Raw genomic sequence first — 12,432 nt, forward strand, 5'->3', positions numbered from 1 at the left:
GAAGGTCTGAAATATCGCAGCCAGCGACCGCAGGATGTGGAAGCAGTATTTGGAAACCTCAAGAACAACAAACACTTCAAGAGGTTCCATCTTCGTGGACTTAAGAAGGTTGAAATTGAGTTCGGACCAATCTGAGATGAAACAATAGAGGCCATCTCAAGTTTATTTTGAGACAGCCTCTCTTTATATTGCCGGTGAAGAAGTTTTTATCAATACACCTTCTATCCGTGTGATTTAAAAAGGAGCATCGGGTATAGGGAAATTAAATGGAGGCTGCTCAGAGGGACTGATACGGGAAGGTCTTACTGCCTGTTTCATTTCTTTCTGTTGTTCAATGGGGTAGAAACAGGCATATTCTTCTCGGAAATGCAATAATATTTTTCCGAGGGTACCGTTTCGCTGTTTCGCTATCTGGAACTCAGCGACTCCATGCAGGTCGTATCCCTGCTCATCCTGATAGATGTGATAATATTCCGGACGATGGATGAAGCAGACCATGTCACAATCGTCACAGATGGTACCGCTGTCACGTAAATCACTTAATTGAGGACGTCCACCGTTGAGCCCTCCTCTTCTTTCAGTTTCTCGGTTCAACTGGGAAGTGATGATGATGGGAATATTCAGCTCTTTGGCCAGGCTTTTCAATCTTCTTGTAAAATAGTTTAATTCAGTATACCGGGATTCAGAGTAGGCTATTTTCTGGTAAAGCAGTTGAAGGTAGTCGATGACAATTAGGCCGACACCATACTCTTTGACCGCATTTTGTGCTTTCTGGCAAAGTTCCTCGATGGTTAATGCAGCGGCAGTGTCTAGGTATAAAGGTGCATCGTTCAGCTCTTTGATTTTATAATCGAGTTGTCCCCATTCATAAGGAGCCAGTAGTCCTTTCTTAAGTTTTTCACAAGGAATTTCACATACGCAAGAAAGCAGCCGGTTAGCTATTTGGTACTCATTCACCTCTAGAGAAAACAGCATTGCCGGAATGTGATTATCGACCGTCATTCGCTTGAGCATGGAAAGGATGAAAGCCGTTTTTCCCATTCCTGGTCGTCCTCCAATGGCGATGAGTTCACCATTCTGCCAACCGGCTGTCAGCTGATCTAAAGAGTCAAAGCCACTTGGAATACCACTTATTCCACTACCATGGCTGGCAGACTTTACGATTTTCTCAAATGCTTCAGGGATTAGTTCCGCTATGCGCCAGACTCCATTTGAAGTGCTTTCCTGTGAGTGGTCATATGAATCTGAAGGGTGAGAATGATTTAAGAGGTTGTCATGAAAGTCGGTAATCATATCATTTATTTTTAAGAGTGAGTATGTCTCAACTGGTTTAACTGAATGAAGGTTTTCCGTATTTTATCATAGTATATGGAAATAAGTATGTCTTACCTGGTTGGGGACAGAACGAATCATGTATTGCCAGGCAAGACGTACTTAAGAATGTTGTCAAATGATCACTTTAGGATATTATTCCTTAGGAAATCAGTCTCCTCTGTAATAATACAGCATTGAATGCCGTGCAATGAAGTCGGCATTTTCGGTGACCAGACCGGCTGTCTGTGTACCCGGAATGACGGCTTCCGGCAACCATTTCTGACGGATGCATAAGGTCAGCAGGTCGGGCGGACAGAGGGTCTCTTCCGTCAGCAGGCGGAAGGCATTGGCCTGAGCCTTTTCCTTATCATAGAGCGGATTGGCCGGGTCGGAGATATACTCGCAGATGTCCTTGGCCAGCAGAATGCCTTTTTCCTCGTTGGTCATCAGAATGAAGTTGCGGAAAGGCTTCAGATGCGGAAGGGTATGATTGTCGTCGTCCTGCCATTTCAACACATCCACCAGGAACCGTCGCAGTTCGTCATACCCGTTCAGATAGACTACAGGATGTCCTTGGGTCTGGGCGGTAAAGAGACGGTACATTTCCCGGTTCTTTTCTTTGGTCTGTGCCGGAACAGGGTTTTCCGCAAGATACAGTCCCTTGATTTTCTTCCAGTCGGTATTTTCGGACAGCAAGTCGACCCATTCGTGCAGGAACAGAGCCAGTGGTCCGGTCGGAATGATAAAGCGGTCGGACGGAGTTACCCGTTCGATGTAAGGCGCCATGGACGGTTCAGTCAGATAGGTATGTCCGAACAGCCAGGTCAGTTTCTGTAACCCCTCTTTTTCGCTGCCCGGGGCATCGAAATACCCGTTCAGGCATTCATTCTCCGGAGCTTCCTCGTAGGCTTGTGCCAATGGAGCCGCAAGAAGACCGGCCAGTCTGTCGATATCCGGGTCTTCCGGAGAAAGATAAGGATGGGGAAATAGGGCCTTCTGCCAGGTGTTCCAGACAAGGAATTTCAGGTCCGACAGATTCGGCTCTCCCTCACAATAGTCAGCCTCTGTCGGATAGAAAGGAAGTGTACGGCCGTACAGGCGACGATGCTCTTGCGTGAAACTTTCCCAGAGTCCCAGTCCCGAAATGAGGTCTTCCAGATAGGCCGCTGCGTACAGGGCCAACTTGCGCTGATAGGTATCCGGAAGTTCCGACTCCTTGAGGCTTTCATACAGACGGTTGGCCAGTCCCACAAAATACATGTCCGAAGGCTGTTGCTGGGTATATGGATGGATTTGCATCCATTCGTTAGGATAGATTTTCGAATGTTTCATGGTTCAAGGGTTGATAGGGTTTACGGACAATGGATGCGGCTGCGGGCATAAGCATCCGGCAGGTACAGCCATTGTCCGGTATACGGTTTTTATTTTTTGGTGAACAGCGTGACGAGCAGGGAACAGCTGGCAAGACCGATGCCGACTGCCGTGACTCCCGCCCACTCAAAGTGATGCCAGAAGGTTCCGGCCAGGAAGGTACCTGTGGCTCCTCCCAGGAAATAAGTGGTCATGAAGATGGTATTCACCCGGTTGGCTGCCTGAGGAGCCTGTGAGAGCGCGCAGGTCTGATTGCTGATCTGTACGCACTGCATACCTATGTCAATCAGGATGATGCCCGAAATGATACCCAGATAGCTGTCCCGGAAGATATAAAGGATAATCCATGACAGAATCAGGATTCCGCATCCGATGAAGTTGAATTTGCGCACTCCCAGTTTTTGGACAAACTTTCCGACAAAGGAAGCGGTCAGTGCTCCTGCCATTCCACACAGTCCCAGTAGGCCGATCACGTTGTTTCCGGCATAGAAAGGAGCCCCGCTCATCTTGAATGCCAGACAGGCCCACAGTGCCAGGAAGCATCCGAAGCACAGTCCGGCTCTGACGGAAACCAGACGCAGGGTCGCATTTTCTCTGATAAGGGTAAAGAGTGATTTCATGAGCCCGCCGTAGGTGCCTTTGTAATTTTGAGGCATGTCCGGCAGGATGCGGATGATGATGACAATGCAGATCAGCATCAGTACGGATGCGATGTAGAAGATGGTTCTCCATCCCCAGTATTCACCGACGATACCGCTCACCACCCGTGAGCCCAGGATACCGGTAAGCAGTCCGCTGACAATGATGCCTACGTTCTGTGCCTTTTTGTGCGGCTCGGAAAACTGTGCGGCTATCGGAATGAAGATCTGCGGCATCACCGAACATATTCCGGTAATGGCCGATGCCAGCAGTACGAAACCGATGTGGTTGGCCATGCCGAATCCCAGCATGGAGACAGCCAGCAGCAGGAAGTTGACAATGATGATGTGCTGCCGTTTGCATAAGTCTCCCAACGGGATGATGAACAGCAGTCCCAGTGCATACCCGATCTGTGTCGTCATGGGAATCAGGTTGGCTGTAAATTCCGAAACGCCAAGGTCCTCGCTGATTCGGTTCAGCAGAGGCTGGTTGTAATATAAATTGGCAACAGAGATGCCTGCGATACCGGCCAGTGTCCATAACAGTGACAAAGGCACGCCTTTATTTTCTTCTAACACCTTTTTCATGCCGCAAATGTAATAAATTCCTCCGAATTTCAATTACTCTGGGTTTCGATAGGTATGGTGTTTTCCTTGTAGGCAGCAAATCCTTTCACTTTTACCCGCTCTTTCTTCTGTTCTTCCTCGATGGCGGTTGCTCCCAGCTGGTTCATGTTGTCCTTGATGGTATTGTGGGTATCAAAGAAATAGTCGAGCAGCATCTTCAAGTGTTCATCGGGCTCGGCTTCCACCGGAGAAAAGAAGGTATGACAATGCGAGTGCAGACCGATGGTCTTTTCGTCTTCATCGGCCATGTATACGGTAGTCACCAGTGAGTTCACGTTCGACAGGTTGATGATTTCCTTCAGGAAAGGAAGGGCCTCATTGTCGTTGCTGATGGAGCCCCACCAGGGATTCCAGATCATGATAAAGCGGTTTTCCTCTTCTGCAGCAATGTAGAAGTCATCGCCCTGGTACTTGAACGATACATGTCCTTCCTCATTGATTTCGGGCTGGCAGCCGATTTTCTTCAGCGTGCGTATCACCAGTTCCTGTGTACTGATTCCGTCCAGTTCATTACGTGTCATCCGTTCCAGGTGTGCCAGCCGTCTTTTACGGTCCTGAATGACGCGCAGCAGGAACAGGACTACCGGCCAAAGGGCAAGTGCGATTACGGCTATCAGGAGGGTAATGTCGGAAAGTTGTGTCATATCATCGAGGTTTTAGTTAGTTAATGATGCATTTGAGACACCGGAAAAGTACAGTCAGTATCAGATGACTTGTGGAGTATCTGTCTGATTATTACTTTTGTCTTGTCCGATATAAAGATAAGAATTTATTTTTATGAATATTCACATCAGAGGCATTTTTTTAATTTGCTTTAATGCAGTGAACGGGCCTGAGATTTGTTTTATGAATAGAAGTTTTAAAATGAGAGAACGATGAAAAAGATGTTATTTATGATGCTGACTTTACTGATTACAGTAGGGGGCATCCAGGCGCAGGAAGTAGAAAAGGAACTGACACGCGAACAGAAGAAAGAACTGCAGGAGCGGTTGGACAGTCTGATGTTTGCTGAGGCGGTACAGGCAATAGATAACAAGATGTTTACGCTGGAGGCAGACCAGGTGGTGTTCAAGTATGGCCAGACGGCATATGTGAACGCAAATACCAACTTTGTTTCGGTGAAAGACGATGAGGCTGTGGTACAGGTGGCTTTCAACATTCCGGTATCAGGACCGAACGGTCTGGGAGGAGTGACTGTAGAAGGTAAGGTGACGTCTTACGAGGTGAAGAAGAGCAAGAAGGGTACCGTAAGGGTTTCCATGAATGTGATGGGTACCGGTATTTCTGCCCGCGTGGATATCACGATGGCAGGAGGCAGCAATCGGGCTTCGGTGGAAATCAGCCCGAACTTCAACTCCAACCGGATGACACTGAACGGTGTGCTGTTGCCGCTGGAAAAGAGCAATGTATTCAAGGGACGTTCGTTCTGAGATGGAACATATGATTTGAATGAATAAAAAACAGAAACTTATGAAAAAGATTTTATTTCTGGCATGTCTGGCACTGGGAGTGTCAGCTTGTGAAAAAGACCCGGATCTGAGCAATCTCGACGGGAATATGGTAGTCTATACGGACTATGACAACAGTACGGATTTTTCGGCTTATACGACTTATTTCCTGCCCGATAGTATCCTGGAGGCGGGGGCCATACGGGCTTCTTACTGGAAGGACGAAAATGCCCAGACGCTGATCAAGGAGGTAGAGGCGAATCTGAACAGCAGGGGATACACGCGTATTACGGACCCGGAGAAAAAGGATGAAGCCGATTTTGGTGTACAGCTTTCCTACATTGCCGAAACCACTCAGGTGGTGACCGGCGGGTATTGGAACGGATGGTGGGATACCGGATTCTGGGGCCCCTGGTGGGGAGGAGGATGGTATTATCCGTATCCGGTCACTTACTCGTACGACACCAATGCACTGGTGATGGAGATGGTAGACCTTACCCGGAAGCAGGAAGGAGAAGGAAGTACGTCACAGACCATACCGGTGGTGTGGTATGCCAATGCACAGGGATTCAAGTATAGTAGCGGTAAGCTGAATCTGCAGCTGATGGTGTCTGGTATTGACCAGGCCTTTATGCAGTCGGCTTATATCACACGTAATAAATAACAGGAGGAAGGTAATTATGAAAACAAAAAGAATATTTCGGAGACTGGCCTTGCTGGTGAGCGCAATGGCTTTTTGCATGGGGAATGCGTACGGACAGTGGAATTCGTCGAAAGCGCATCTGATTGTTGACTGGCAGATGAATGCTCCTCTTTCTACCGATTTTGCAGATAAGATCAGTGGATGGGGTATGAACATAGAGGGATTGTATGATATTACTTCCCGCTGGTCGGCAGGTGCGTTCATCAATTTCCATACCAATCATAAGTATATCGACCGTCAGGTACTGTCACTGTCTCCTACGGAGTCGCTGACTACCGACCAGCAGCGTTCGGCTTATCAGCTTCCTTTTGGTGCGGCTACGGCGTATAATCTGTATAACAGCGACAGCTTTAAGTTTTATGCGGGAGCCAAACTGGGAGCGGTGTATGCGCGCAATACCACGTATTACGGTACCGGCGGGGTGTATGATTCGGCCTGGGGATTTTATGCTTCTCCTGAATTGGGTATAAAGGTATTTCCTTTCCGTGAAAAGAAGATCGGACTGCATCTGGCAGGTTACTATAGTTTCATGACGAACCAGACCGTTACGCTGACTACAGACATTGACGGTCAGAGCAATGCAGGTTTCCGTCTGGGTATCATTTTCTAAATCGGTTTAGCTTGGTTCATCTGCCGCTTTCACAGAGGGGCAGAAACAGTAAAAAGAGGCTGTCTCAGCCTCTTTTTTTATGCCGTGTATGCTGGTACTGTCAAGCGTGACAACTGAAAAAATACAGCCTCTGTACCCCGTCGGCCGTGTCCGGGATTATTTGTTGAACAGCTCGAAGGTGAACTTAAAGCCTACGGAAGTAAACTTGCCGTTCTCGTTTCCGATGAATGCTCCGCAATCGAATACATGGGTACCGATTCCGTATCCGAGTTCAAAGTACGGATGCAGATATGGCATAAACAGGATACCGGCGTAAATCCGTTCTTTCTGTACGAACGACAGCAGTTTCGATACGGGATAGAGCAGCAGGAAGGGAGTCTCGTAAGTGATGTTCCCTCTGAAATAATGGCGCGAGGCATTGTACCACCGTCCGTCGAGCATCTGGAAGGTACCGCCGATGTCGTCGTTCCATCCTTCCGGCAGGTTGCGGTTGGCAAAATTGACGTAATCCACAAAGTACATGTCCTGCTGGTTGGTAAAGAATCCTCCACCGATGTGGTAGGCAATGGTGTGCAGGTTGCGGATCCGGATTTTCTGCTCCGCCGAAAACTCGAAGCGTTCGTATTCTCCCGAATTCTTCATCAGCTTGAAGCCTCGTTCGTAATCGAAGATGAAGGTCGGATAATAGGAACCGACGTTGACTTTGCGGTTTCCGTTGATGTAATAATACATGTTGGGAGTCCATTCCACACGGATTCTCGGGGCGAAACTGTTGTATTTCAGCCGGACGCGGGAAGCCACGTCGGGATTGTTCTCTGCCACGTGGCGCCAGTGCATGGAGATACCTGTCCACAGTTTCAGCCCGTTGACAACCTCAATGTTGTGTGAGAGGTTCAGGTACACATCCTTGAAATAGTCCAGGTTCAGGTTCTCGAAACTGAACAGGGCGGTATCGTTCCTTTCCTTCAACTGGTCGAGCACGATACTGCTGTAGATGCGGTTACCGTTTCCTACACTGATACCGAAACTTCCGTTCTTCAGCGGGTTGTAGACGAACTCCCCGTCGAGCATGGCATACAACTCCTTTTTGGTGAAGTTGTATCCGATTTGCGGGACGATGTGCAGCAGTTTTCCGTCGTGGAACAGTTTGTTGTACTTGAACTCCTGGCGGTAGGCAAATCCGTTCCGGTGGCTGTAGCTCACCAGCAGCGGGTTGATGATCGGTGAGCAGGTAATGCTTCCGATGTTCGACATGTCGATGTTGTAGCTGCTGATGAGTGCGTCTCCGATTTCACCCATATATACCAGGTTTTTCTTCAGGCGGGTCTCTTCTTTCTTCAGTGTGTCTTCCGGATGAATCTTCCTCCGTTCGTCAAAGGCCATGTAGAGACTGTCTTCGTAGTTCGTCAGTGGCAGGGGCCGGATGCGGGCGAACGAATCCCGCGACTGTACCAGACTGTTGGTGTCGCAGGTCAGCACGTAGGAACTCGACAGGTTGAATTTCTCCTTGTCCTGCCCGAACCATTTTTCTTTGCGCTTGGCCAGCTGCACCAAGTCCTCCGGGGTAGCCAGTTGGATGGAGTTATAGGTCATCCAGCCGGTATAGTCCATTTCGATGTGATTCTTCAGGAAGATAAAATTGAAGTTGATGTTGAACAACTGTGGCAGGAGTCTGTCTTCTTCGTTGTTTCCCATCTGCATGAGTACCTTGAACTTCAGCATGTTATAGGCTCCTTTAAAATGGATTTTCCGCAGGGTCCAGTCGGAGGTAGAAATCCAGAAGAAACCTTCGAGCAGCTGCGTGCTGCGGTAGCGCGGGATGAACTTGATCTTGTACCATTCCCCCTCTTTCTGATAGTCGATGGAGTCCAGCAGGTAGGTATAGTGTATGCTGGCCTGTTCGTTCAGCGGAGAAAGAATCTTGTCTCCCATGACTGCCGGAGCGTAAAGGTTGAATTTCAGGAAGTCGAGGATGTCGAAAAAACGGCTGCTCCCTCCCAGGAAGGTCGTGGATACGGCCCTGATTTTCCGGTCGTAGATACGGGGACTGGTGAAATGCAGTTCACTCAGTGACTCGTGGATGTATTCGTTTACATTTTTCTCGAAGCGGAACATCGAGGGAAGATATTTTACTATCCGGTTCCGCTTGTGGAGCTGCAGGTTGCCTTTCAGATACAGGTCGGCCTTGTATTCTTTTACGGCGGTTGCGTATATGGCAGCCTGCCGGTAAATCTGGTGAAGGACAGAATCACTCACATAAGGTTTCTCCGGGGCCGTCAGTTGTACGGTCCCGGCCATTCCGTGCAGCGAACAAAGCAGCATGATTAAAGCTGACAGAACAGAGCGATATCGTGTGGATAAATCCTTTCTTTTCTTTTGCATTGCAAGAGCAAATATATAATAAATAGGTATTTTCAGGAGCTTTTTTTTAAGTATAAAATCGAAAAATATATTTTTTTGTGCTATCTTTGTGCTGCAAAACATGGTTTTATAGCATTTATGGTGAAAAAGGAATTAACAGAAAGCGAAATTGCCGAAAGCATACCTGATTTATGGCAACCTTTGACTGAGGCGCAGCGTGAGTATCTTGCGCAGAATTTTACAATCCAGAAATACAAAAAGAATGAGACCATCTATTGTGAGGGGGAGACTCCGCGGCATCTGATGTGCCTGCTGAGTGGTAAGGTGAAGATTTATAAAGATGGGGTAGGCGGACGCAGTCAGATTATCCGTGTCATCAAGAACAAGGAGTATTTTGCTTATCGGGCTTATTTTGCCGAAGAAAACTTTGTAACGGCTGCCGCAGCTTTTGAGCCTTGTACAATCTGCCTGATCTCCATGCCTGTGATCGTGAAATTGATACAAGAGAATGCTGAACTGGCTATGTTTTTCATCAAGCAATTATCGAAAGATTTGGGCATCTCAGACGAGCGTACGGTGAACCTGACGCAGAAGCATATCCGCGGTCGTCTGGCAGAATCGCTGTTGTTCCTGAAAGAAACATATGGGGTAGAGGAAGACCAGTGTACACTCAGTATTTATTTGTCGAGGGAGGATTTGGCCAACTTGTCGAACATGACGACTTCGAATGCCATCCGTACCTTGTCCAATTTCGCTTCTGAAAACCTGATTATCATTGACGGACGTAAGATCAAATTGATTGATGAAGAAAAACTGAAGAAAATAAGCCGGATAGGCTGATTCCGTTATTTCCGGAAAAAACAGGGTCCCGAAAGCTCGCAGAAGTTTTCGGGACCCTGTTTTTTTATTCAAACCGGATGGATTTCACCGGATGGATGCGGCTGATCAGGTACGAAGGAGCGACCAGTACGCATACGGATATAATCAGTGTACAGACGTTCAGCAGCAGCCAGATTCCGAGGTTCAGTTCGATGGGAACGTACGGAATGTAGTAAATGCTTTCGTCGAGTCTGAAGGGCTGGAACAGGTATTGAACCAGACAGAGGACCAGTGCCACGATATTCCCCCACAGCATTCCTTTCCGGATGAGGAAGAAGGAGAAAGAGAGGAACAGTTTCTGGATGGAGGTATTGTCGGCTCCCAGGGCTTTCAGTACCCCGATCATGTTGGCGCGCTCCAGAATGATGATCAGCAGTCCGGAAATCATGGTGAAACCGGCTACTCCGGTCATCAGGATGAGAATGACCCAGATGTTGATGTCCAGCAGGTCGAGCCAGGCAAAGATTTGCGGATAGACTTCCTGAACGGTGCGCGAGTAGTATTCGGTATACTGGTGCTCCTTGCTGTAGTTGTCCAGCAGTTCGATGATGCAGTCGTTTACGGAATGGTTGTCCTGGCCTTCCTCCACCTTGACCTCAATGCCGCCTGCCAGGGCCTTGTCCCAGTTGTTCAACCGGTTGGCGGTGTAAAAGTCCGTCAGCAGGAAGAGGTCGTCGAAGGCAGAGAAATGCGTCTGGTAGATGCCGGCCACGGTCAGTCGCCGTACGCGTATGTGCTCGTCCAGGTAATAGGTATTCAGCTTGTCACCCACCTTCAGCTTCAGTCGGTCGGCAATCGTTTGCGAAACCACTACCTGGTTGCTGGCTGTCGAATCGGTAAATGCCGGTATTTCTCCTTCCACAAGATGCTTTCTCAGGTAATCCAGCCGGTACTCCTGCGCAATTCCTTTCAGCATCATTCCCTGGAAATTCTCACCTGTCATGATCATTCCCGGTTTGGTGGAATAGCGCTGTACATGAGCCACTCCGGCAATACCCTCCAGCCGGTCCGTCAGGTCCTTGTCGGCTACGGTAGGCGTTGCTGCCTGGTACGACTGTATTTCCGCGAGACTGGTAATCAGGATGTCTGCACTCAGTCCCGTAATCTTGTCCTTGACCTGATGCTTGAAACCGATGACCACCGCCACCGAGATAATCATGACCGCCAGTCCGATAGCGATTCCCGCTATGGCGATGCGGACTGCCGGTTTGGATACTTCCTTCCCGCCTTCATTGCTTTTATAAATCCGGCGGGCCATGAAAAACTTCCAGTTCATATCATTCGTCTACACGTCCCGGATAAGCTTCCAGGGCTTTGCGTAACACAAACAGTGCCCGTACCAGGTCTTCCTTCTTCAATACATAGGCCACACGCACTTCGTTCTTTCCGGCTCCGGGTGTGGTGTAGAAACCGGCTGCCGGGGCCATCATGACAGTCTCTCCTTCGTAGTTGAAGTCGGACAGACACCATGCGCAGAATTTTTCCGCATCGTCAACCGGCAGTTTGGCAACGGTATAGAAGGCTCCCATCGGGATCGGTGAGTATACACCGGGGATACGGTTCAGTCCGTCAATCAGGCACTTGCGTCGTTCCACGTACTCGTCGTACATCTCTCTTGAATACTCTTCCGGTTCGTCCAGTGAGGCTTCTGCGGCAATCTGTCCGATCAGTGGAGGACTCAGACGGGCCTGGCAGAATTTCATCACGGCCTTGCGGATTTCCGGGTTTTTGGTAATCAGGGCACCGATGCGGATACCGCATTCGGAATACCGCTTTGAAACAGAGTCAATCAGTACCACGTTCTGCTCGATGCCTTCCAGGTGGCAGGCCGAGATATAGGGAGAACCCGTATAAATGAATTCACGGTACACTTCGTCCGAGAAGAGGAAGAGGTCGTATTTCTTCACCAGGTCTCTGATCTGGTTCATTTCCCTGCGGGTGTACAGGTAGCCGGTAGGGTTGTTAGGGTTACAGATCAGGATACCTTTGGTACGCTCGTTGATGAGTTCTTCGAATTTTTCCACCTTCGGCAGGGAGAATCCCTCTTCGATGGTAGTGGTTACCGTACGGATCACCGCTCCGGCAGAAATGGCAAAGGCCATGTAGTTGGCATAGGCCGGTTCCGGCACGATGATTTCGTCTCCCGGGTTCAGACAACTCATGAACGCGAACAGTACGGCTTCCGAACCGCCGGTCGTGATGATGATGTCGTCGGCAGTCAGGTTGATGTTGTATTTCTTGTAGTAGCCTACCAGCTTTTCCCGATAGCTGCGGTATCCGGCACTCGGACTGTATTCCAGTACGGTACGGTCGATGTGGCGGATGGCATCCAGGGCTGCTTTGGGAGTAGGAAGGTCGGGCTGACCGATATTCAGATGGTATACATGAACTCCTCTCGACTTGGCAGCTTCGGCCAAAGGCGCCAGTTTCCGGATAGGCGATTCCGGCATTTCATTTCCGCGAATAGATATTTGTGGCATA

The 12,432-nt window shown here is 48.9% G+C and carries 12 protein-coding genes; 5 read left to right on the forward strand and 7 right to left on the reverse strand.

Annotated elements, in window-relative coordinates:
- Positions 1-135: transposase (locus H3001_RS13955; RefSeq protein ID WP_181215254.1), on the forward strand; the 135-nt coding region annotated here is incomplete at its 5' end.
- Positions 136-234: 99 nt separating this feature from the next.
- Here the strand turns inward: H3001_RS13955 and H3001_RS13960 are convergent.
- From H3001_RS13960 to H3001_RS13975, 4 genes are all read right to left on the reverse strand, one after another.
- Entirely contained in the window at positions 235-1,293 is a 1,059-nt protein-coding gene (locus H3001_RS13960; protein ID WP_181215255.1) for a replicative DNA helicase, read from the reverse strand.
- Between the two features lie 189 nt (positions 1,294-1,482).
- Entirely contained in the window at positions 1,483-2,646 is a 1,164-nt protein-coding gene (locus H3001_RS13965; protein ID WP_181215256.1) for a DUF3843 family protein, read from the reverse strand.
- Positions 2,647-2,735: 89 nt separating this feature from the next.
- Positions 2,736-3,911, reverse strand: coding sequence for an MFS transporter (locus H3001_RS13970; RefSeq protein WP_178244228.1), 1,176 nt, complete (start codon positions 3,909-3,911; stop codon positions 2,736-2,738).
- Positions 3,912-3,940: 29 nt separating this feature from the next.
- A complete protein-coding gene (locus H3001_RS13975) occupies positions 3,941-4,594 on the reverse strand; it encodes a hypothetical protein (RefSeq protein WP_178244229.1) in 654 nt (217 codons plus the stop codon).
- 231 nt (positions 4,595-4,825) lie between these two features.
- Between H3001_RS13975 and H3001_RS13980 the strand changes: the two genes are divergently transcribed.
- The 3 genes from H3001_RS13980 to H3001_RS13990 are packed head-to-tail and all read left to right on the forward strand — an operon-like array spanning position 4,826 to position 6,711.
- The gene (locus H3001_RS13980; RefSeq protein ID WP_178244230.1) at positions 4,826-5,380 is read left to right on the forward strand and encodes a DUF4251 domain-containing protein; all 555 of its coding nucleotides are present in this window, start codon (positions 4,826-4,828) and stop codon (positions 5,378-5,380) included.
- A gap of 40 nt (positions 5,381-5,420) precedes the next feature.
- Entirely contained in the window at positions 5,421-6,062 is a 642-nt protein-coding gene (locus tag H3001_RS13985) for a DUF4136 domain-containing protein (RefSeq protein ID WP_178244231.1), read from the forward strand.
- A 16-nt stretch (positions 6,063-6,078) separates the two neighbouring features.
- Entirely contained in the window at positions 6,079-6,711 is a 633-nt protein-coding gene (locus H3001_RS13990) for an outer membrane beta-barrel protein (RefSeq protein WP_181215257.1), read from the forward strand.
- 156 nt (positions 6,712-6,867) lie between these two features.
- Here the strand turns inward: H3001_RS13990 and H3001_RS13995 are convergent, their stop codons facing one another.
- Positions 6,868-9,093 (reverse strand): DUF5686 family protein, encoded by a 2,226-nt coding sequence (locus tag H3001_RS13995; protein ID WP_181215258.1) that lies wholly within the window; start codon positions 9,091-9,093, stop codon positions 6,868-6,870.
- A 117-nt stretch (positions 9,094-9,210) separates the two neighbouring features.
- Here H3001_RS13995 and H3001_RS14000 point away from each other — a divergent pair, with 117 nt between their 5' ends.
- Positions 9,211-9,912, forward strand: a complete 702-nt coding sequence (locus tag H3001_RS14000) for a Crp/Fnr family transcriptional regulator (RefSeq protein ID WP_178244234.1) — start codon at positions 9,211-9,213, stop codon at positions 9,910-9,912.
- 64 nt (positions 9,913-9,976) lie between these two features.
- Here H3001_RS14000 and H3001_RS14005 read toward each other — a convergent pair whose 3' ends face one another.
- The gene (locus tag H3001_RS14005; RefSeq protein WP_181215259.1) at positions 9,977-11,227 is read right to left on the reverse strand and encodes an ABC transporter permease; all 1,251 of its coding nucleotides are present in this window, start codon (positions 11,225-11,227) and stop codon (positions 9,977-9,979) included.
- A 1-nt stretch (position 11,228) separates the two neighbouring features.
- Positions 11,229-12,431 (reverse strand): pyridoxal phosphate-dependent aminotransferase, encoded by a 1,203-nt coding sequence (locus H3001_RS14010; protein ID WP_178244236.1) that lies wholly within the window; start codon positions 12,429-12,431, stop codon positions 11,229-11,231.
- Position 12,432 lies beyond the last annotated feature (1 nt).

Origin of the sequence: Phocaeicola faecicola (assembly GCF_013618865.1) — a bacterium.
In the GTDB taxonomy this organism is placed as follows: Bacteria; Bacteroidota; Bacteroidia; order Bacteroidales; family Bacteroidaceae; genus Phocaeicola; species Phocaeicola faecicola.